This window comes from Bacillota bacterium, from assembly GCA_009711825.1.
Classification (GTDB): domain Bacteria; phylum Bacillota; class Proteinivoracia; order UBA4975; family VEMY01; genus VEMY01.
This window is the reverse complement of sequence record VEMY01000026.1, coordinates 1-22142: the sequence shown is the minus strand read 5'-3', so window position 1 is coordinate 22142 and position 22142 is coordinate 1. Positions and strand designations below refer to the sequence as shown.

23 protein-coding genes and 1 tRNA gene are annotated in these 22142 nt (G+C 50.9%); 1 reads left to right on the top strand and 23 read right to left on the bottom strand.

Features of this window, described 5'->3' with window-relative positions:
* Positions 1–43: 43 nt before the first annotated feature.
* From FH749_08825 to FH749_08780, 10 genes are all read right to left on the bottom strand, one after another.
* Positions 44–1258, bottom strand: a complete 1215-nt coding sequence (locus FH749_08825) for a hypothetical protein (GenBank protein MTI95577.1) — start codon at positions 1256–1258, stop codon at positions 44–46.
* On the bottom strand, positions 1236–3848 hold the full coding sequence (locus FH749_08820) for a valine--tRNA ligase (protein MTI95576.1): 2613 nt from the start codon (positions 3846–3848) through the stop codon (positions 1236–1238). Before FH749_08820 ends, FH749_08825 begins: the two co-directional genes overlap by 23 nt.
* A 291-nt stretch (positions 3849–4139) precedes the next feature.
* Positions 4140–4748, bottom strand: a complete 609-nt coding sequence (locus tag FH749_08815; protein ID MTI95575.1) for a DMT family transporter — start codon at positions 4746–4748, stop codon at positions 4140–4142.
* The gene (locus FH749_08810; GenBank protein MTI95574.1) at positions 4670–5065 is read right to left on the bottom strand and encodes a DMT family transporter; all 396 of its coding nucleotides are present in this window, start codon (positions 5063–5065) and stop codon (positions 4670–4672) included. Before FH749_08810 ends, FH749_08815 begins: the two co-directional genes overlap by 79 nt.
* A gap of 104 nt (positions 5066–5169) precedes the next feature.
* Complete coding sequence (locus FH749_08805) at positions 5170–5406, bottom strand: hypothetical protein (GenBank protein ID MTI95573.1); 237 nt, start codon at positions 5404–5406, stop codon at positions 5170–5172.
* 87 nt (positions 5407–5493) lie between these two features.
* The gene (locus FH749_08800) at positions 5494–6645 is read right to left on the bottom strand and encodes an FAD-binding oxidoreductase (GenBank protein MTI95572.1); all 1152 of its coding nucleotides are present in this window, start codon (positions 6643–6645) and stop codon (positions 5494–5496) included.
* Positions 6638–6919: a (2Fe-2S)-binding protein gene (locus tag FH749_08795; GenBank protein ID MTI95571.1), complete on the bottom strand. Its 282-nt coding sequence runs from the start codon at positions 6917–6919 to the stop codon at positions 6638–6640. Before FH749_08795 ends, FH749_08800 begins: the two co-directional genes overlap by 8 nt.
* Entirely contained in the window at positions 6912–7412 is a 501-nt protein-coding gene (locus FH749_08790) for a 4Fe-4S ferredoxin (protein ID MTI95570.1), read from the bottom strand. The genes FH749_08795 and FH749_08790 overlap by 8 nt, the downstream gene beginning before the upstream one ends.
* On the bottom strand, positions 7405–8496 hold the full coding sequence (locus FH749_08785; GenBank protein ID MTI95569.1) for an FAD-dependent oxidoreductase: 1092 nt from the start codon (positions 8494–8496) through the stop codon (positions 7405–7407). The genes FH749_08790 and FH749_08785 overlap by 8 nt, the downstream gene beginning before the upstream one ends.
* The gene (locus tag FH749_08780) at positions 8490–8756 is read right to left on the bottom strand and encodes a (2Fe-2S)-binding protein (GenBank protein MTI95568.1); all 267 of its coding nucleotides are present in this window, start codon (positions 8754–8756) and stop codon (positions 8490–8492) included. The genes FH749_08785 and FH749_08780 overlap by 7 nt, the downstream gene beginning before the upstream one ends.
* Before the next feature lie 246 nt (positions 8757–9002).
* Between FH749_08780 and FH749_08775 the strand changes: the two genes are divergently transcribed.
* The gene (locus FH749_08775; protein MTI95567.1) at positions 9003–9485 is read left to right on the top strand and encodes a hypothetical protein; all 483 of its coding nucleotides are present in this window, start codon (positions 9003–9005) and stop codon (positions 9483–9485) included.
* Between the two features lie 31 nt (positions 9486–9516).
* Here the strand turns inward: FH749_08775 and FH749_08770 are convergent, their stop codons facing one another.
* The 13 genes from FH749_08770 to FH749_08710 form a co-directional block, all read right to left on the bottom strand.
* Entirely contained in the window at positions 9517–9834 is a 318-nt protein-coding gene (locus FH749_08770; protein MTI95566.1) for a hypothetical protein, read from the bottom strand.
* A 129-nt stretch (positions 9835–9963) separates the two neighbouring features.
* Positions 9964–10386 (bottom strand): aminopeptidase P family protein, encoded by a 423-nt coding sequence (locus FH749_08765; protein ID MTI95565.1) that lies wholly within the window; start codon positions 10384–10386, stop codon positions 9964–9966.
* A gap of 129 nt (positions 10387–10515) precedes the next feature.
* Positions 10516–11448 (bottom strand): HPr(Ser) kinase/phosphatase, encoded by a 933-nt coding sequence (gene hprK / locus FH749_08760; GenBank protein MTI95564.1) that lies wholly within the window; start codon positions 11446–11448, stop codon positions 10516–10518.
* Complete coding sequence (locus FH749_08755) at positions 11445–12038, bottom strand: YihA family ribosome biogenesis GTP-binding protein (GenBank protein ID MTI95563.1); 594 nt, start codon at positions 12036–12038, stop codon at positions 11445–11447. Before FH749_08755 ends, hprK begins: the two co-directional genes overlap by 4 nt.
* Positions 12028–14349 carry an endopeptidase La gene (lon, locus tag FH749_08750; GenBank protein MTI95562.1) on the bottom strand — a complete coding sequence of 774 codons (2322 nt, stop codon included), beginning with the start codon at positions 14347–14349 and terminating at the stop codon, positions 12028–12030. Before lon ends, FH749_08755 begins: the two co-directional genes overlap by 11 nt.
* Positions 14350–14376: 27 nt before the next feature.
* On the bottom strand, positions 14377–16065 hold the full coding sequence (gene lonB, locus FH749_08745) for an ATP-dependent protease LonB (protein MTI95561.1): 1689 nt from the start codon (positions 16063–16065) through the stop codon (positions 14377–14379).
* A 98-nt stretch (positions 16066–16163) separates the two neighbouring features.
* On the bottom strand, positions 16164–17426 hold the full coding sequence (clpX, locus tag FH749_08740; protein MTI95560.1) for an ATP-dependent Clp protease ATP-binding subunit ClpX: 1263 nt from the start codon (positions 17424–17426) through the stop codon (positions 16164–16166).
* 18 nt (positions 17427–17444) lie between these two features.
* Positions 17445–18038: an ATP-dependent Clp endopeptidase proteolytic subunit ClpP gene (gene clpP, locus FH749_08735; protein MTI95559.1), complete on the bottom strand. Its 594-nt coding sequence runs from the start codon at positions 18036–18038 to the stop codon at positions 17445–17447.
* A 14-nt stretch (positions 18039–18052) separates the two neighbouring features.
* Positions 18053–19339, bottom strand: coding sequence for a trigger factor (locus FH749_08730; GenBank protein MTI95558.1), 1287 nt, complete (start codon positions 19337–19339; stop codon positions 18053–18055).
* A 115-nt stretch (positions 19340–19454) separates the two neighbouring features.
* Positions 19455–19529: transfer RNA gene (locus FH749_08725), tRNA-Gly, on the bottom strand.
* A 44-nt stretch (positions 19530–19573) separates the two neighbouring features.
* Positions 19574–20671 carry a hypothetical protein gene (locus FH749_08720; protein ID MTI95557.1) on the bottom strand — a complete coding sequence of 366 codons (1098 nt, stop codon included), beginning with the start codon at positions 20669–20671 and terminating at the stop codon, positions 19574–19576.
* A gap of 107 nt (positions 20672–20778) precedes the next feature.
* Positions 20779–21669: a hypothetical protein gene (locus FH749_08715; protein MTI95556.1), complete on the bottom strand. Its 891-nt coding sequence runs from the start codon at positions 21667–21669 to the stop codon at positions 20779–20781.
* Positions 21670–21672: 3 nt separating this feature from the next.
* A complete protein-coding gene (locus tag FH749_08710) occupies positions 21673–22059 on the bottom strand; it encodes a sigma-70 family RNA polymerase sigma factor (protein ID MTI95555.1) in 387 nt (128 codons plus the stop codon).
* Between the last annotated feature and the right edge of the window lie 83 nt (positions 22060–22142).

Sequence of the window (22142 nt, the reverse complement as noted above, 5' to 3'; positions counted from 1 at the left end):
CCTCCACCAGACCTTAACTCATTCTAGCAAAATCAAATCCCGTTTACAATAACGGGCGCACCTGTCGAACGACACTGAATGAACCGGTAACACAGATGACGTCGGGGCGGTGCAGTTCTGCGGCCTCAAGCCCCTGCGCCACCGAATTTACAGCCGCCACGCCAGGAGAAGCCAGGGGCTTTGCGCCACGGGCATCTGCAACCGGCGCAAACCACACCGGTCCCGTGTCCGCCAGCAACTTCAGCATTGGCTCTATAGGTTTGTCACTCAAAGCTCCAAACACAAACCCAATCCGGGCAGCGCCATAGCGTCGCTTCAGTCCCTGCAACAAATTGGTAATCGCTTCGGGATTATGGGCAACATCCAGGACAATCGGCGGGCTGCCATCAACTATCTCGAACCGGCCGGGCAATGAATAATCATTAAGCTTACTGAGGCAGGCCGTCGGCAGCTCTGGAAATGCCTGTACAGCCATACAGGCAGCCAGTGCCCGATTCTGCCGCGCGGCCACGGTCAGAGGAGTATCACAAGGAGCAATAGTGCGGTCGGGTAAAACCAGCTCCGTATCCCAGCGGAAATCCTGGTTCCAAGTTATGAGTTTGGCACCCATCAACCTGGCCCGGCGGGCAATCACCGCCAGGGCAGCGCCGTCAGCGGCGGTCACCAGTGGCCGTCCTCGCTTTATGCACCCCGCCTTTTCTCCGGCAATCTCCGCCTCAGTCTCGCCCAGGATGCCCTTATGTTCCAAAGAAATAGAGGTGATGCCAACTGCCAGGGGTTGGGGAAATAAATTCACAGGATCCAAGCGTCCTCCCAGTCCCGCTTCCAAAACCAGGACATCAGCCCGGGAGTTGCGGAAGTGCATCAGTGCAGCCAAAGTAAGAATCTCGGAATGAATCCAGCCTCCATACATTACCGGCAGCACAGGTAGATTATTTCGGATATCACTTAGCAGAGCATTTAGCTCCTCGCTGCCGATTTCTTGACCGGCAACACTGATTCGCTCATTGAACCGGTATAAATGGGGAGAGGTGTAAAGGCCGGGGTTGAAACCGGCCTCTTTTAATATTCCCGCCAGAGTCACAGCCGCGGTGCCTTTACCATTACTGCCGGTGAGCACAAACACAGGCAGCTGACGATAGTCAAGTTCAAAATGAACCAGCAGACGGTTAAACCGGAACAAGTTGTAGCGGATCTGGCTGTAGCGCGGCAGGCTTTCCAACCAGCCCAGAGGGTTATCCATTGTTCGGTCCGACATCCTTCATCTGGGCAAGCCGTTCGATTACAAGCTGCCGCTTGGCCTGATAATCGCGAAGCTTCTCCTGTTCTTTGGCGATAACCGCCGCCGGCGCCTTGCCAGTGAAGCCGGGATTAGCCAGTTTCTTCTCAAGCCGCTCCACCTCAAAGTCCAAGCTTCCCGTTTCCTTCTCCAGACGGGCGATTTCCTGATCGATGTCGATAACGCCTGCCAAAGGTACCAGCACTTCGCCAAAACCAAGAGTCCGCCCCACGGCTTCCCGGGGCTTCTCGCCGGCTGCGATTACTTTAAACTCAGAGACCCTTCCCAGGTGACAAACCAGTTCCCCCAGCTCATAGTAATCAGCATCTGATTCCACATAGAGCCAGGCCGGAATTTTTTTGCCGGGACTGATGTTTAGCTCGCTGCGGATATTGCGAACTGCCCGCACCAGCTCCATAACCTTCCGAAACGCACTGCCATCGTAATTTCCGGCCGCTTGGGGCCATTGGGACAGGGCAATGGAGCCGGGCTCCAATTGCTGCCATATTTCTTCGGTGATGAATGGCATTATCGGATGCAGGAGCTGGAGAGCGCCGGTCAGCACTTTCTTCAAAACTGCCTGGGTCAGTTTCCGGGCCTTGGCATCCCCTGCCAGGCCTAACTTTGCCGCCTCGATATACCAGTCACAGTATTCGTTCCATAAAAATTCGTAGATTACCCGGGCCGCCTCGCCCAGTTCATACTTCTCAAGGTTATTTGTTACCGCAGTAATCGTTTTGTTATAGCGTTCCAGAATCCAGCGGCTGGCGAAATCCAAATCCGCATCGTTGATTGGCTCAACTTCCCCTTCCAGGTTCATCAACACAAACCGGGAGGCATTCCAGATTTTGTTGGCGAAGTTTCTGCTCGCCTCCACTTTATCCTGCTGGAAGCGGATATCGTTGCCAGGGGCAGCGCCGGTCAGAAGTGTAAACCGCAAGGTATCGGCGCCATATTCCTTGATCATTTCCAGGGGATCGATGCCATTGCCCAAGGACTTGCTCATTTTGCGCCCCTGTTCATCGCGAATTAATCCGTGGATATATACATCTTTAAACGGGGCCTGACCGGTAAACTCAAGGGCGGTGAAAATCATTCTGGCGACCCAGAAAAAGATGATGTCATAACCGGTGACCAAAACATTGGTGGGAAAATACTTTTGCAAATCGCTCGTCTCATTGGGCCAGCCCATGGTTGAGAAGGGCCAGAGCGCAGAACTGAACCAGGTGTCCAGCACATCCTCATCCTGACACAGGTCATTGCTGCCGCATTTGCTGCAGGCAGTCGGCTCTTCAGTGGATACGATAGTTTCCCCGCACTGGCAGTACCAGGCAGGGATACGGTGACCCCACCAGATTTGCCGGGAAATACACCAATCGCGGATATTTTCCAGCCAGTTGAAATAAATCTTTTCGAATCGACTGGGAACAAAGCGGATGTCACCGCTTTTTACCGCCTCGATTGCCGGCTCAGCCAGGGGTTTCATCTTGACAAACCATTGCTTGGAAACCAAAGGCTCAACAATTGTTTCACACCGCTGGCAATGCCCAGCGGCATGCTGGTGGCTCTCAGTATCCAGCAGCCAGCCAGCCGCCTCGAGATCCGCCAGCAATTGCTTGCGGCACTGATAGCGGTCCATTCCTTCATACTTACCTGTGGCCCCAGTCATTTTTCCAGTGGGATCAATAACCACCACATGGGGTAGCTGATGGCGGAGCCCGATTTCAAAATCATTGGGATCATGGGCCGGCGTCACCTTTACTGCGCCGGTGCCAAACTCGGGGTCCACATGTTCGTCGGCAATCACGGGTATCCGGCGTTCCATAACCGGCAACAAAATTTCTTTACCGACGAAATCCTGATACCGCTCATCTTCCGGATGCACTGCCACGGCAGTGTCCCCCAACATCGTCTCCGGCCGGGTGGTGGCCACTACAAGCTGTCCGGAGCCGTCTGCCAACGGATATTTGATATGCCAGAGACTACCTTCGGCATCCTGGTGCTCAACCTCGATATCGGAGATCGCAGTCTGGCAGCGGGGACACCAGTTGACCATGTACTCACCCTGATAAATCAGACCCTTCTCATAGAGCCGGACAAATACTTCTCTGACCGCCCGGGAACATCCCTCATCCAGGGTAAACCGCTCCCGGGACCAGTCGCAGGAAATCCCTATCTGTTCAAGCTGACTAATAATCCGTCCGTGATACTCTTCTTTCCACTTCCAGACCTGGTCAATAAACTCCTCGCGGCCGAGATCATGACGACTCAAGCCCTCTTCACGCAATTTTTCTTCCACCTTGATCTGGGTGGCAATGCCCGCGTGGTCAGTGCCCGGCAGCCAAAGCGTGGCTACGCCCTGCATCCGCTTCCACCGGGTGAGGACATCCTGCAGTGTATTATCCATGGCATGGCCCATGTGCAATGCGCCTGTGACATTTGGCGGCGGCATCACAATTGAAAATGTTTCTCCCTCAGGATTATCCGGTGCCTTGAATTTGTCCTGCCAGTATTCCCGCAGACGCGGTTCAATTTCCGCCGGATTGTATGCAGTGCTCATTTTATCCATTCAAATCAACCTCCTTTAAAATCAAAAAAGCCCATCGCCATAAGGGCGAAGGGCTCGCGGTACCACCTTATTTTCCGAAAAAATGCGGAATCTCTCGTTGATAACGGGCACAAGGCCCGGCGCAGAGAAGCGCTGGCTCCGGGGCGACATTCCGATGGGTCTGCCGGGAGAACTTGCAGCCAATGATTCTCCTCTCTTAGCGGCGACTAACCACCGTACTCCTCCCCTTCACAGCCGATGACTGTATTGGGTTATATATAATCATACTGCAGCAGCTATGCAAAAGTCAAGTCAAGATAGAGATTTTTGCGGGATTATCAGCTGCTGCCCGCTCGGTTTAGCCTTTGCGGTGCGGGCGGTATATAATCCGGTAACAATCAGTGCCGCTCCCGCCAATTGCAATAACGACACACCTTCGCCCAAGGCAAGCCAGCCGGTAATCATGGCAAAGACCGGCGTCAGGTTATTATATATAGCAGTCCTGCCAGCCCCCAGCTTTTTCACCCCGTTTATCCAAATGTAGTATCCCAGGACAATCGCCAACGCAGACGAGTAGGCAAGCCCTCCCCAACCAATCATCCCAACAGCGGCCCAGTCTTGACGTATAAGGGCCGACGTTGAAAACAATAGCAAAGCAATAGAACCGAAGGTCATCGTCCAGGTGGTAAACTGTAGCGGTGAATAACGGCTCAGCAATACTTTGCTGTTCAAAGTATACCAGCTATAAAAAAAAGTTCCGGCAACAACCATTAAATCCCCCCGCCAGGAAGCGCCCAGCTCCAGTTTTTGGCCACCGCCAATTGTCACCAGGGCAATCCCTGCTATTGAGATGCCGATCCCCAACCAGGTCTGCTTGGTGGAAACCTCGGCGCCAGTAAGGCAGCCAACGCCGTTACCCAAATGGGAATTGTCGCCAATAGCAATGCGGTATTGCCGGCGCTGGTGAGGTTAATCCCGGAAATGAACAGAACCTGGTATAGCATATGCCCCGTGAGGCCAAGCACAAGCAAACGGGGAATATCTTGCCGCCGGGGCAGGCTCAGATTGCCGGTGGCGGCCAGGAGCAGCCAGCTAAGCACCGTGGCAATCAAAAAACGCAGTGAATTAAAGGGCAGAGGGCCCAACTCTTCCAGCGCGGACTTAACCACAGCCACGTTTGCGCCCCAAATCATCGCTACAATCAACAAATATAAATCTGCCAAGGTAATCCTTTTCACTATACCACCGCTCCCAGTTACTCAACTAAAATATACTATCCTCCTTTTCCCCTTGGTTGTCAACTAAGAACAGATAAAGTTTAAAACACCCTTTGAGGGTGTTTTTAGTCGGCAGCATTGGTGATCGTGATTACCATGCTCACTTCCCCAGATTTCTTGGCATTCTGGAACATTTGCTGCAATCCTTGCCAAACCTGCTCTTCATTGCCGTGAAGATGGGTGCTCATGGACCCAACCGAATATTGGACACCCTGAGATCCCAAGGCATCAATCGAATTGTTAATTACATCACTGGCCTGATTTGTTTTCAGTGGATATAGTGAAACTTCAGCATGAATCAATTGTCCGCACCTCCTTAACTATAGCATTGCCAACGGTCATTGCTATGATACCGATAAAAAAAGGGCCTGCCAATGCAGACCCGTTTTTTATACAACAGAAGGTTCCCGAAGCAATTCTCCCTTTTCAAAGCGCTCGATGGACAGTGGCTTGATGTCCAAGTGTGGCTCTTGGCCGCTCATCAACTCGGCCATCAACATGCCAGTAACCGGAGCCAGCATAAAGCCGTGGCCACTGAAACCAACTGCATTGAAAAATCCTTGGAGATTCGGCATTTCACCGAGAATCGGTTGGGCGTCGGGACTCATATTATAGAGCCCCGCCCACTGGCGTACAACCCGGAGCTCAGCCAGAGGCGGCAGCACCGGTAACACCTTTTCGGCCATCTCCTCCATGAAATTCCAGGAAGATGTGACCACATGCTCTTTGAGCTCGTTGGGGTCGCCAAAGCCCATCACGAAGCTGCCGTGGGGTGTTTGCTGACAATAGAACCCGTGCTGCAGGGAGATAACCATTGGGTCCTGCAGGCGTGCAACCGGCTCGGTAACGAGAATTTGGTGACGCTCAGGATGGGTTGGCAGTTCAACCCCCGCCATTGCCCCGACTTCCCTGGAATAACCGCCGGACGCATTGAACACCTTGTTGGTGTGAATTTTTCCATTGCTGGTGTTCACTGCCACCACCTTGTTATTTTCCACCTCAATACCGGTAACTTCGGTATAGGTCATTACCCGCACACCCAGACGTTTGGCCGCCTCAGCGTACGAGATTGTTGCCGTAAATGGATTAATATGACCATCGGTGGGGCAGAAGGTGGCTGCCAGCAAACCATCGGTGTTCAGATGCGGCACGATCTCCTTGGCCTCATCCGGAGTAATTAGTTTAACTGGAATGTCCAAGGATTGTTGCAGCGCGACATTCTTCTTATACTGCTCCACCATCTTTTCGTTATAGGCCAGCATCAAATAGCCCTTTTGCTTGAACTCTATATCAAATCCTGTATCTAATTCTTCATTCAGAGTTTCAAAAGCGCGGATGCTTTCCTTGGCCAGAAGACAATTCATCTTCAGGCCCCACTGCTGACGGACACCTGCGCCGCAGCGACCGGTGGACCCGCTGGACAGGTAGTTTCGCTCCACCACAACGACATCGGTTACCCCGGCCTTAGCCAGATAATATGCGGTGGCGCAGCCGATTATCCCACCGCCGATAATGACGACTTCAGCTGTATTTTTATTCATGTGACTCAGCCTCCTTCAGGAGTGTCCCCAGTTTGACACCCTTGATTGGGGGCCGGGCAACAGCAGGCGCAATTTCTTCTGCACTCTGCCCGGTAATCGAGGCAATTTCCCGCACCAGCAATTGGTGACAAGTGCGCCCCTGGCAAGGACCCATCCCGCAGCGACTGACACGCTTGATTTCTTCAATGGTGGTAAAACCGGCTTCAATCAGCTTGCGCACTTCTTCCCGGGTCAAATCTTCACAACGGCAAATGATTACATCTTTATCAGCCATTAATTTCACCCCCGAGCTTAATCCCCCGGACAACGTTCACATGCTCCAACGGCACCTTTAAACCGATGACAGCCGTCCTGTCCTGGTTTTTTATATTGCGTACCTCAACAACCTCGGCGGTACACACTTCTTTACCATCCCTGCCTACGGCAGTAACCGTATCACCCTTGGCAGGCAACGGCTTGTACTCCCAGGGAATCATAACTTTTCCGTAACCTTCGGCATAGGTTTCATCAACGACAAATATTGCCAGCCCAGGACAGCGGGCGACACAGATAGCGCAACCATTGCAAAGGCCATAATCGATACAGGGTATTGTATTGATATCTTCGCCAATGGCCACTGCGTTCCGGGGACACGCCTGCTCACATGGGTTACAGGGAATTTCCTGGAAACATTCAAAGACCACATACGGTCCCTGTTTACGACGCTGGCTGTCAGGCAGTTTTGCCTCCCAATCCTTGGGGCCGGCGACACCGGTTGCCTTAAGCATTGACAGCTCCCCCTTCCAGTTTGGCAATTCCAGAACGGATCTTTTCTCCCACAGGACCGCCTCGCAAAGCGTCAAGGCTGGCCAGGCAACGGCTAATAACTGTGTCTGCCTCCTGCTTATCCGCGCCCAACTCGGCAGCGGCAGCAGCACCGGCAAGACGACCTTCTACCATAGCAGCGCTAGCTTCCTCGACACCAGCCACATCACCAGCCACATAAATCCAACCAGTGGCAGTTTTCAGGTTTTTGTCCCGAATCGGCACATGACCGCCCAACTCCGGCACATACTTCATTTCGCAGCCCAGCTGCCGCAGCAAATCTACCACCGGCGAAAGACCGACTGCCAGGCAGACCACATCCACATCCACCTCTTCCTCAGTACCGGGAACAACCTGCCAGTTATCATCCAGCTGGGCAATAACTGCCGACTCAACCGCATCCTTACCCCGGGCTTCGAGAATAGTGTGACGGGTAAGAATTGGAACTCCGGCCCGGGCTAGCTTTGAGGCGTGGACCAGATAACCGCCAATTGTAGGGGCAGCTTCCACAACAGCAGCCACAGGAACCCCTGCCTGCAGCAATTGGTAGCTGACTATAATCCCGATATTGCCGGCGCCGACCATCAGCACCCGCTTGCCGGGGATAACGCCAAACTGATTCATCAAGGTCTGAACTGCGCCAGCGCCATATACACCTGGCAAATCATTACCCGGGAATGACAAAAACTTTTCGGTGGCGCCAGTGGCAAAAATAGCGCGCTTGGCCTTGATTTTAAAGTAATTATCTTCACCGGTCAGGGCGCTAACCACACCATCTTCATAACAGCCGACAACAGTAGTGTCTGTAAGGATCCGGACACGCTGACTGTTTTCTTCACGATTAAGCAGCTTGGGGATATCAATGCCGCGCACGCCGGCATAGTGCTCTCCAGAGCCAAAAAATTTATGGGTCTGTTTCACCAACTGACCGCCTACCGCGCGTCCCTCGTCCACCAAAAGCACATCTATACCCAGTGAAGCAGCTGTATCGGCTGCAGCCAAGCCGGCCGGGCCACCACCGACAACTAACAGATCAGTGTTTACCATTTCAGCTCACCTCCGGTGGCGGGCTGCAACTTAACGTCCATACCTTCCTCCAACGGCACGATGCACACCCGAACATTGGGTTCACCATTGACTTCCATTAAACAGGACGAACACTGCCCGATTGCACAAAAAAAGCCCCGGGGACGATGATGGCGACGACTGTGACTAAGCACCTTGATTCCATTGGCATGGAGCGCCGCGGCGATTGTGTCTCCTTCGCGGCCTTCAAGTTCCCGGCCTTCGAATTTAAAGCGCACCATAGGCTTTTCTCCAAAATTTAAAATCGGATGGTCGACAATTCTGCTCAAGCCCACATACCTCCTGTCATAAAGTATTAAAAATATCTTTCATATATTTCGATGTACAAAGATGGTTTTCCTTCCTGAAGCGGGTTAATATTTTCACTAATACTTCGAGAATCTGTAACATAGTTTTGTAAAAATATAGACATGGCATATCCGGACATATGCAATATACTTAGTTTGGATTAAGGAGGTTGGATTCTTATGGCAGAAAGGAACCCGTTTTTAAATCAAAGCGCATCTTGGCGCGGCTCACTTTCCAACTACGTAAATATTGACGGTGGCAAAACCCAGACCGGTGAAATTGAGGTGGCGGTTGAAATAATTAATGATATTCTCACCATAAAAAACCGTCTTTTCAGACCCGATGGCAGCCAAACCGACTATGAAGGCGCCCTCGAGGCACGAATCGTAGGCAATCGCCTGCTCAATATTCATGAGCAAACTGTGGACCCCAATACCAAAAATCAAATCCGCAACCACCAGTTTGAAGGCTACTTTACACAAAACCACATTTTCATTGTCGAAACTTATACAGAGGTTTTCAAGGATCAGGAAAAAGAGGAAATGCGGCATAATGAGCTCCATTACTATCTACCAGACGTTGACACAGCGCTAAATGTGATCAGCGTCCATGTCAAAGACAAGCTCCTGGTGTTTGGCAACGCATATCTGAAGCGTCAATAAAAAAGGGCCGCCCCAGCGGGGTAGCCCTTTTTTATATAAGATAGAACTCGCTCTGTCTGTCAGCGAGGAATTGCATTTTTCCGCCCAGTATAGCCACAGTTTCCTCAAGGTTCAGAGTCAGTGTCTTAGACCATTCTGAGACCTGCTTCGCTACACATAACTCCAGTGCGTAGCAGCAATTATCTGCAATCGGGCACTCACCGCGGCCAGGAACGCCTTGTTGGCAATTCCAAATACCGACAGGTGCCCCCGGTCCGTGACCATATGCGCCTACCGGATTAAAATAGGCCTCAATTTGTACCTCCGCTGCCTGGCGGCGAACACGTTTGAGGATTTCATTTCCGCTCAATCCCGGGCTTACACTCTGCTAATACAATATCCTGGACGCGATTGCAAGCGGCTAGAGCCGAAGTCAATCCTCGCGGCGGCGCTGTTTCGCCCGCCCTGAGGACATATGCCTGGCGCTGGGTATCGGTTGTTAGATCAAGGTACCGATCCCCAAATCGCAAAAGAGCAAATCCCCTCGCTCAATAACACCCTGCCACTGCATTCCCGCACCACCGGGCCGATTTAGGGCCACCATCGGTCTGAACCAAGCCTTCAAGCCCAAGTCCCGGAGCTTTTGCCACATCCACCAGGCCACATCTGCGATTAAGGTCTGTCCTGGTTTAACTACTGAGGATGAGAATGCTTCTTCGATAATTTTGTGGCCAAGTTCGATTAGTGGCGGATACACTTGCATTTCAGCTCTGGTCCGTTGCTCCAACCAGGCCACAGCCAATCCCTCGGCGCTGCTTAGCCGGGATGAATGCACAAGTCCCCGGTCTCCCGACAAGACTGGCGGCAAAAGTGAGGATGCAACCGGGTCCTCATTGTCTTCCCTGGTTACCAGAATCCACATATCAAGCTCTTCCTTTGCCATTAGCTCGGGTAATATTGTTTCCAGTCGTTCACGGCGCCATTGATTCTGAAGCATGTCCTGTTCACGCAATGACAGCCTAAGGTTTTACCTAGCATGCTCTCCACTCCCTTATGTTGTCGGGTCCTTCGACTGATTCATTGCATCGGTAATCCGCTGGTTAATTTCCGCGGCCACATCCAATCCCATGGCCTTTGCCCGAAAGTTTATGGCTGCGGTCTCTACAATCATCGCCAGGTTCCGTCCCGGCGCCACAGGCACACGCACAAATGGCACCTTCACCCCCAGGATATCCTGACATTCCCCATCAAATCCCAGGCGGTCATAGGCGGCGCCCTCCACCCAGTGTTCAAAATGCAAGATTAATTCCACCCGTTTATCAGGTCGGACAGCGGCGGCACCATACAATCTACACACATCGATGATTCCCACACCCCGAAGCTCCATCATATTACTGAGTACAGCGGGACTTGCTCCCACCAGCACTTCCTCCGAGGGGCGACGTATTTCCACCGCATCGTCAGCCACAAGGCGGTGTCCCCGCTTGATCAATTCCATTGCTGTCTCGCTTTTGCCGATGCCGCTTTTACCAGTTATCAGCACACCGACCCCAAACAGCTCAACAAACACTCCGTGGATAGTTTTGCGGGGGGCAAGTTGATTATCCAGCCAATGCCCAAGACGACTAATCAGACGGGTGGTTGAAATTTTCGTCCCCAATAGCGGAACGTTACGTCTCCGGGCAGTGGCCAACACCGGTTGGGAAGGCTGAATATCCCGGGCCAGAATAAAGGCCGGCGTCTCCGGCTGCATTAACTCTTGCGCCCGTTCTTCCTTAACCGACTCTGACAAAGTACTGAAGAAGTCATGCTCGGTCTGGCCGATTACCTGCACCCTCCATTTGGGATAATGGGTGAAATAACCTGCCACTTCAAGCGCCGGTCGATTGATGTCGCTAACAGTAATCTCCCGGGAATCCAAATCCGTACCACAATAAACATTCAACTTCAGTTCCTTAACTAAATCGGCCACAGTCGGTTTCATTCAACATCCCCCTGCTTGCCAACAAGTTCATCAATAAGCGACCACAGCTGGCTTTTACCTATTCCTTTGACACTGGAAAACGGAATAATTGGTGTCTGAAAGTACGCCTGCTCCAATTTATTAAGCTTGTCCTTATAATCTTTCTGCTTTAATTTGTCCACCTTGGTGGCCACAACTATCAGTGGCTTGTTGTAATAGCGCAGCCACTGAAACATTTGCAAATCCGCCTCCAGGGGATCGTGGCGACTATCCACCAACAACACTACGCCCCGCAACAAGTTGCGCTTGCTGAGATAACCCTCCAGTAACCGCTTCCACTTGTCACGAACAGAATGCGGTACCTTGGCGTAACCATAGCCCGGCAAATCCACCAGGTAGAAATTGTCATTGACCAGATAGAAATTAAGCGTCTGGGTCTTGCCCGGCTGACCGCTGGTTCGGGCCAGACTCTTGCGGTTTAACAGGCTGTTTATCAATGAGGATTTGCCCACATTGGACCGGCCGGCAAAGGCCACCTCAGGCAGGCCGGTCTCCGGCATTTGTTGAACCGTTGCCACACAATGAGCAAACTCTGCATTATTAACTTTCATCGGCCAGTACCCGCGGCAGTATTTCTTCAATATGCTCTGTCCAGACAACTTTTAACTTTCGACGCACGTTGGCGGGAATATCTTCGGCATCCCGCTGATTATTTTTGGGCAAAAGTACTGTCGTAACTCCAGCCCGGTGGGCAGCCAACACTTTTTCTTTGATTCCCCCGACCGGCAACACCCGGCCCCGCAGGGTAATCTCACCAGTCATCGCCACATCCCGTCGCAGCGGGCGATTGGCGATGGCCGAATAAAGCGCGCAGGCAATCGTCACCCCAGCCGATGGTCCGTCTTTAGGAATCGCCCCTTCAGGCACATGGACATGAATATCGTGTTTTTGGTAGTAATTTTCGGCAAAATCCAATTCTGGGCGCGAGCGCACATAGCTGAGGGCAGCTTGGGCCGATTCGCGCATAACTTCACCCAGTTTGCCAGTGAGAATCAATTTCCCGGTCCCCGGCATAATTGTCGATTCCACACTCAGGGTTTCGCCGCCGGTTTGAGTCCAAGCCATGCCGACGGCAACGCCGGTTGCCGGCTCCAATTCATGATCGGTATCATGAAAGCGGGGCGGTCCCAAATAACTGTGCAGGTTCTGAACAGTGACCTTCACCTGTTTCTGTTCGCCGGCGACCAGCTGCTTCGCCACCTTCCGGCATATTGCCGCAAATTGGCGCTCTAAATTCCTCACCCCGGCTTCCCGGGTATAAAGACGAACGACATTGCTCATGGCGTGGTTGGTAAACTTTAAAGAGTCCTTGTTCAGCCCATGTTGGGTAAATAGCTTTGGCAGCAGATGGCGCTTGAGGATCTCCAGTTTTTCTTCCTCTGTATACCCGGAAATATGAATAGTTTCCATGCGGTCCAAAAGAGGCTGGGGTATTTGGTACAAGGTGTTAGCAGTGGTAATAAACAGGACCTTGCTGAGATCGAAAGGCGCTTCGATATAGTGATCACTAAACGTGTTGTTTTGTTCCGGGTCGAGCACTTCCAAAAGGGCAGCTGAGGGATCGCCCCGGAAATCGGTGCTCATCTTGTCGATTTCGTCCAATAGAAACACGGGGTTGGCTGTGCCGGCCGTCCGGATTCCCTGAATAATCCTACCGGGCATTGCCCCCACATAAGTGCGTCGGTGGCCGCGAATTTCTGCCTCATCCCGCACACCGCCGAGCGAGATGCGAACAAACTCCCGTTGCAGTGAACGGGCAACCGAACGGGCCAGGGAAGTCTTGCCCACCCCCGGTGGTCCCACTAAACACACAATCGGGCTTTTGAGTTTTTTGGCCAGTTTGCGCACCGCCAAAAATTCCAGAATCCTTTCCTTCACTTTCTCCAGGCCGTAGTGGTCTGCCTCCAGTATATTTTCTGCCTTTTTTAAGTCTAAGCGGTCGCGGCTTTCCTTGCCCCAAGGCAATTCCAACACCCAATCCAAATAGGTGCGCAGCACCGAGCTTTCAGCGCTGGCCGGCGACATCCGCTCCAGGCGGTCAATCTCCTGTTCCATTTTATTACGCACTTCATCAGGCATTTTCAACGCAGCTAGAAGTTCACGGAACTTGTCGGCTTCCTCGGCATTGGCGTCCCGTTCTCCAAGTTCCTTTTGGATTGCTTTAATTTGTTCACGTAAATAATATTCCTTTTGGTTTTTTTCCATCTGCTTGCGAACCCGGTTCCCTACCCGGCGCTCAATCTCCAACATTTCATTTTCACCGGCGAGGATTTCTGTAAGCCGGTCGATACGCTGCCGGGGTTCAAACGCCTCGAGAATGCTTTGTTTGGCGTCTGTTTTTAATGTCAGATGCGATGTAATAACATCCGCCAGCCGTCCCGGGTCTTCAATTTCTGAAACTGACATTAACGTATCGGCGGGGATTTTCTTACTCATCTTAATATAACGTTCAAATTGGTGGAGCAAAGCGCGCATATACGCCTCCAACTCCCGGTCTGCGCCACCAGGTTCTGCAACTGCTTCTGCTTCGGCAAGATAAAAGGGCTCTGTGTCAAGATAATCGGTAATGCGCGCCCGGGACAACCCCTCCACCAACACCCGGACAGTGCCGCCGGGAAGCTTCAAGACCTGCTTAATCGCCGCAATTGTGCCCACAGAAAAAAGGTCGTCAATTTCCGGCTCGTCTACATTGGACTGCCGTTGACTGACCAGAAGTATTTCGTTATCTTCAACCATCGCTTTTTCCAATGCGGCCACAGATTTTTCCCGTCCAACGTCCAAATGCATAATCATATGGGGGAAAATTAGTATTCCGCGCAAAGCCATTAAAGGCAAGACCCGCGTTGATTTTGTCTCACTCATTCGTACACCTCCTGCAAAAATATTACCCTAATTTTGGCAGTGGGACAACCCTTGAACCATTTGGGCGCTTGCCACCACTTTTCCTTCTTCGTAACAACCTTCAGTTTCAAAGGCTGCTGCGAGAATTTCCTGGAGATTATCCACCGGAACTACTTCAATTTCAAGCCCGGTATTGAACAAATGCAAATAATTTTCCCGGGGAATAAACACCCGCTTGACCCCGGCTAGGCGTGCAGCTTCTATCTTGGGAACTATCCCGCCCACCGGTTTGACGGTCCCATGAATCGAAACCTCTCCAGTCATAGCACAATAATGATCCACTTTTTGTTCCTTAATCGCTGAGTAAACAGCTGTCGCAATCGCCACCCCTGCCGATGGTCCGTCAATCGGGACCCCGCCCGGGAAATTAACATGGATATCGTAATCCCGGGGGTCCTCACTCATAATTCTCCGGAGCACAGTGAGAACATTTTCCACCGAACCCCGAGCCATGCTCTTTCGCCGCACAGTTTTGCCGGGTCGCCCCAACTCTTCCTCATCAACCGCGCCTGTAACGATGAGTTTTCCCGTCCCCGCAGTGGTTGGGTAAGCATTGGCCTCGATTTCCAACAATGCACCCATGTTTGGACCATACACTGCCAGTCCGGTAACTGTGCCAACCCGGGAACGCTGGGGCACAACCGATTTGGGCCGGGGAGGAATCTGGCTGCTGTTGACCACCCATTCAATATCGGCGGCTTCAATCTGCTCCCGTTCTTCGTTTATAGCAACACCGGCGGCCACCTGGACAATATTCACTGCTTCCCGGCCATTGGTAGCATACTCGCAAACTACCTTCAAAGCCTCTTCTTTTAAAGGCATCTCAATTTTATTTGCCGCATTGCGGGCGATAATACCGATTTCCTTGGGCAATAACGAACGGAAATATATCTCTACGCAGCGGGAGCGAATCGCCGGCGGTATTTCGTCCGGCATTCTGGTTGTGGCGCCAATCAATCTGAAATCGGCGGGAAGCCCGTTGGTAAAGATTTCGTGTATGTGTTTGGGAATATTGCTGTCTTCGTTGTTGTAATAGGCACTTTCCAGAAATACTTTGCGGTCCTCAAGAACCTTCAACAATTTATTCATTTGAACGGGGTGCAACTCACCAATCTCATCGATGAATAACACCCCGCCATGGGCTTTGGTAACCGCCCCCGGTTTCGGTTGGGGAATCCCCGCAACCCCCATCGGGCCCGCCCCCTGATAAATCGGATCGTGAACCGAGCCAATCAGCGGATCAGCAATTCCCCGTTCATCAAAACGGGCAGTGGTGGCGTCAAGTTCCACAAATTTGGAACTGGTGTTAAACGGTGAATGCGGATTGTTCTTGGCCTCTTCCAAAACTAAGCGGGCAGCGGCAGTTTTGCCGACACCGGGCGGGCCATAAACAATGATATGTTGAGGATTAGAACCACATAACGCCGCCCGCAATCCCTTTAAACCGTCTGCCTGCCCTATGATTTCATCAAACCGGGTGGGACGGGTTTTTTCCGACAACGGTTCTGTGAGGCGTATGCTCCGTAATTGATTGAGTTTATCCATTTCCTTCTTTGAATCCCTGTCAACTGCAACCTTATTTGACTGCTGATTACGCAAAAGGTTCCAGAAATATAGACCGATAACCACTGCAAAGAAAAGCTGGACAACTGTAAATAGACCGGCCAGCTCACCCATAGATATCTCCCCCTTACTAATGTGTCGAACTTATTATTAGCAAGGGACTGCCAATCTATCCAATACAAAAGCGGGAGCAAAACATGCTCCCGCCATTTTTAAGCTGTGACATTTCTTTTTTTTGAAGAGCGTTTCTCGGTGGAAACATACAGCGGCTCTTCCTTATTGGCAATCACTTCTTTTGTGATGATACATTTCTCCAAATCGGTGCGGGCCGGAATTTCAAACATGATATCCAGCATAACTTTCTCCATTATCGAGCGCAAACCCCTGGCGCCGGTGTTCCGCTGAATTGCCTCTTGAGCGACCAGCTCCAGTGCATCTTGTTTAAATTCCAGGACCACATTGTCGAGACTGAACATCTTTTTATACTGTTTGACCAGAGCATTGCGCGGTTCGGTAAGAATTTGAATCAAAGCCTCTTCATCCAAGGCATCCAAAGAAGCGACAATCGGCACCCGGCCAACAAACTCAGGAATCAACCCAAACTTAACCAAATCGCTGGGCTGTACCTGGCGCAACAATTCGCCAATGTTGGAATCCTGTTTTTTTGTGCCTTCGGCGCCAAAGCCAATAATTTTCTTGCCAATCCGGTTCTGGATAATCTTATCCACGCCGTCAAAGGCGCCGCCGCAAATAAACAGCACATTGGTGGTGTCAATCTGAATAAACTCCTGGTGAGGATGCTTGCGGCCACCCTGGGGTGGAACGCTGGCAACCGTACCTTCAAGTATCTTCAAGAGCGCCTGTTGAACGCCTTCGCCCGATACATCCCGGGTGATAGAAGGATTTTCAGACTTTCGGGCAATCTTGTCGATTTCATCGATATAGATTATCCCTTTTTCCGCCTTCTCCACATCATAATCGGCAGCCTGAATCAATTTCAACAGGATGTTTTCCACATCTTCGCCAACGTAACCGGCCTCGGTCAAGGAAGTGGCGTCTGCAATTGCAAAGGGCACATTGAGTATCTTGGCCAAAGTCTGGGCTAACAGGGTTTTACCTACCCCTGTAGGTCCTAAGAGTAGGATATTGCTCTTTTGCAATTCAACATCATCGCTGCCCACCTCGGCGCGAATCCGTTTGTAGTGATTGTACACGGCAACTGACAGGGTTCGCTTGGCATCTTCCTGGCCAATAACATATTGGTCCAAAATACCTTTGATCTCCTGGGGCTTGGGAATATCCTCGAGATTTAATTCCGTGGACTCACTGAACTCCTCTTCAATTATCTCTGTGCACAATTCAATGCATTCATCACAGATGTATACTCCCGGACCGGCCACCAGCTTACGAACCTGTTCCTGGGGCTTGCCGCAAAAGGAACATTTCAAATGCCCTTTGTCTTCACCATACTTCATGGTTTCACCTCGCTATTCTTAGCCAGTTGTTGTGTTGCGTTCCATAATCGAGTCGACAATACCATATTCCCTGGCTTCAACAGCAGTCATAAACTTGTCACGCTCAACATCCCGCTGAATTTCCTCCAGCGGTTTGCCAGTGCGTTCACTAAGGATTTCATTGAGCCGACGCTTCATGCGCAGCAAGCGCTGAGCATGAATTTCAATGTCAGTAGCCTGGCCTTGGGTGCCACCCCAGGGCTGGTGAATCATTACCTCGCTGTTGGGCAAACAGAAACGCTTGCCCTTGGCTCCGGCAGCCAAAAGGAACGCACCCATGCTAGCGGCCATGCCCATACATATCGTAGTGACATCAGGGCGAATGTACTGCATGGTATCATAGATGGCCATCCCGGCAGTAATCGAGCCGCCGGGGCTGTTAATATAGAGAAAGATGTCTTTATCGGGGTCATCCGCCTCCAAAAACAGCATCTGGGCGATTACCGCATTGGCGACATTGTCGTCCACTGCAGTACCAAGGAAGATAATACGGTCTTTGAGCAGCCGTGAATAGATGTCATAGGAACGCTCTCCACGGTTGGTCTGCTCAACAACAATGGGAATCAGGGTCATATTCGTTCACCCTCCTAACTGTTAACCTCAACTAAATAATCAAGTGCTTTTTTATGCAGGAGCACCTGCTCAATGCCTGCCATCTGCCCCCCGGATTCTAGAATGGTCTTAAGCTCTTCTTTGTTCCGGGAGTATGCCTCTGCCATTTTCTCCAATTCCTGATCCAGTTCTTCTTCGCTGACAGAAAGCGATTCCGCTTTCACCAACGCGTCAAGAACCAACTCGGTCTTCACATTTTTCTCGGCATTTGGACGCAACTCCTGTTTATATTGCTCCAAATCTTTTCCGCTATACTGGAGAAAATCTTCAAATTTAAAGCCCTGTTGAGCGAAACGTGTTTCAGTCTGACGGATTAATGCCTCTAATTCATTTTCAATCATTACGTCGGGAATGTCAACTTCAGAATTATCAGCAACGGCGGTCAATATCTCCTGACGCTGTTTTTGTTCGGCTTCATCCAAAGCTCTTTTTTCCATTTCTTCGCGCATATTTGCCTTAAAGGCCTCAAGAGTTTCAAACTCACTGACATCCTTGGCAAATTCGTCATCAAGTTCCGGCAGCTCCTGACGCTTTATCTCTTTGATGTCGACAGCAAACTCCACATCCTTGCCGGCCAAATGCTCGGCATGGTACTCTTCCGGCATTGTCACCTTGACAACTACATGCTCACCGGCTTTTTTGCCCAGTAATTGATCTTCAAAGCCAGGAATAAATTGGTTTGAGCCCAGAACCAGGGGATGGTTGGTGGCGGAGCCGCCTTCAAATTCTTCACCATCCAAACGGCCAACAAAATCAATAATTACCTGGTCTTCCTTCTGTGCAGCTTCGCCTTCCGGCAAGGCAACCATTTGCCCCTTTTGCTTTTGAAGCCCGGAAAGCTGCTCAGCGACATCTTCGTCGCTGATGGACACTTCATCCCGGGCGATGCCAAGCCCTTTGTATTCGCCCAGCTTTGCTTCCGGCTTCACAGTAACTTTAGCTGTATAAACAAACGGCTTATCAATGCCAAGTTCTTCGACATCAATCTCCGGCTTGTCTACCGGATCCAGCTGCGCTTCATCAATTGCGCCCGGATACGATTCTTGTAATAGAATGTTGGCTGCTTCTTCGTAAAACACTTCCACCCCAAACCGTTTCTCAATTATGTTTCTGGGGACTCTGCCCTTACGGAAACCCGGCAGGGAGATGTCTTTACGGATAATAACATATGCCCTGTCAATGGCTTTTGCCACAACATCAGGACCGAGTTCAACCTTGAGTGTAACGGTATTGCCTTCCCTATTAACTATTTCTGTCTTCAACGAAGTACCTCCTTATGCTCCAAAAAGATAACCATTATATTATATCATATGATTCAGGTAGGACAAGTAAGGATACCAAAAAAACGCCCTAAAAAGAGCGTTTTTTACATATGAATGGAGCGGAAGACGGGATTTGAACCCGCGACCCTCGCCTTGGCAAGGCGATGCTCTACCACTGAGCCACTTCCGCATCACAAGTGATAGTATAAAATACTCAGAGTCGCTTGTCAAGCGTCAGCGGAAATTTCCCGAAAGCGCAATCGACATCCATGCCGAAGCAGCTATACATGGCTCGTTATCTGCCATAAGCGCGCTGCCAACCGGCTGCCCTGTAAGCGCATCCAGCTCGGCTTCTAAATCCGGCGGGGTTTCGCCGGCTGCAGCCAAAACATTAAAATGCAGCCACTTTTCCGCTTCCGTCTGGGGCGCAAAATCGGTATCAACAAATTGGGATACCCTTTCGCCACTCAAGGCCATTGCCAATCCAGCATACGGGTCATATTGATCTCCGGCCTGTACTTCCCAGGCCGTGGCCAATGCCTGATATTCATTGTTATGACTTGTCAAAATTTCAAACAACAGCATGCCGGGAAGCTGCTGCCGGGGATCGTTGGGAACATACTGCAACTGCTCCAGGTAACCAGCATAAGCTTCCGCCTCAGCCCAAAGTACTGCCTGATCACTGGCCTTCGCCAAAAGCGCCGCTACATAACCCGCCCAGGCAGTGGCCTCAATAGATATTGCCGCATCGGCGTCCGCGCGGCCAAACACATCCACACTCTCCGGCAGACCCGAAAACTCCTGATGCACCGCCTGCAATGGCGCAAGCACATCAGCCGCGTCCTGGAGTTGGTCATTCATATACAGCGCCAGGGCAACCAAGGCCGTATCCAGTGGATCAACTAAATAATAATCGGCGCCGGGTTCACTTTCCAGCCAGGGATAATTCACAAAAGTCCGTGGCTCCAGCCATTGCCCTACCATTTCTTCATCCTGCCAGGCCAGGACAATCTTCGGACCGTATAAAACCGTAAGCTCCCAGTTGCCGCCGGGACCCGGTTCAACACTGTCAATTTCAGTCGGTTCAGAGTCAATATAGCTGTATGCCCTCACCTCCGAAGCACCGGAAACCGAGCCCGTTACCTCGCCAACATAGTGTAAACCAGGGCTGTCAGCAACAGACAAACTACCCTCCCAGCCAAAAGCGACTGTATGTAAGAATTCACTTAAATCGATTTTAATCTGTGGGTCAACATCGGCGAAGGGATCCGTAACCGTGCAACCACTGGCCAAAACTAATATGCAAACAGACACAAAAACAAATCTGTACATAAGTGTACCCTCCTATCATTAGAAGGAGTTCTATACCTGGGAAAAAAATCCTGCCAACTTGTTAAACTTTTCCGGACAAGGGGACAGGTCCCTTGTCCGGCGTTTGTTTATTTGAGGTTGGCAGGAATATCCGATTCCCCTCTTTCCTCGATGAACAGCGACCTACCTAAATTCTCTTCAAATTCCACTTTCATTGCCTGAGCTTCTGCCTCAGTTTCAAAGTAACCTACTTCAACAAAAGCATCGCCTTTTGCATCATGAATCAATCTTGCTGTCTCAACACCATGTTCCCACAGCAAAATTTCTTCTATGACTGCGATTGGCTCCAAGGCGGCCTCGGACGCGGTTCGTACGGAATATACCGGGGCCAAAGAATCAGTTTGTTTTTCCTCGAAAGCGATATAAATGCCACCGTTTTCTGTCTCTGCGACTGTATAGTCAACCGGGGTTGCGAAGGACAAAACTATCCGCTGCATTGAATCATCCAGTGTTACCATGCGATACATGTCAGTGAGTAGCAAGCTGTTTTCAGGCGCTGCCCAATCAGGCACAGAGACTCGGCGCACTCCGTTGATGGAAATTACCAAACGATTGGGATACTGCTCCTCGACAATTTCAAAGTACCCGGGCGCGGGAGCGACACCGTCCTCGGTAAATAATTTTAAGGTCACTGATTCCCGGTCGCCCTCTCTGGCCCAAACAATATCGCCCAGCTCCTGCCCGTCTGTTACCTTGCCGCCGACCCCGACACCGCGGTCAAACTCAATAATCCTTACAATACCCGACATTCCCGGAATTTCCTTTAATGCGTCGGCGAAGGCCGGCACTGCATTGACGCTGGCCACCAATGAGCCGACGAGTACGAGGCCGGCACAGGCAACTGCCTTGAGCACTGTAAACTTCTTCTTTTTGGTCTTCATCTTCAGTCTCCCCCTGGTAATTGATTTTTGGATAACCTGGTCTAACTCTTCGTGGGGTATATTAATTTTCGGATCCATTTTTTACACCTCCAATTTTACACGCAATGTTTTCAAGGCCCGATTCAACCGTGTCTTAACTGTCCCTAAAGGAATATTCAACATCGACGCAATTTCTTTAAGCGTAAACCCTTCTATATACATCAAGATTACGATGGTCTTTTCTTCCGGTTTCAGTTTGTCAATGGCGGAGTATAAGTCCACTGATTCCTCCTTGCTGATTCCGGTACTAGCGGCAACAGCAAAGTCATCATCCACAAGGGGCACGACCTTTTTCATTTTGTTTAATTGGTTTATAGAGCAGTTAATGACAATTCGTGTGAACCAGGTGTTAAAATACTCTGGATTTTTCAGCTTGCCTATGGATGATTCCACTGCAGAAAGTCCCTTTTCCCTTATAATTTCTTCCATTAACGGCAGGATTTTGCACCCCGGAAATTGAAGTAATACCTAGGAATATCGAGCTATTCCTACATAATCGGTGCATAAGGGGT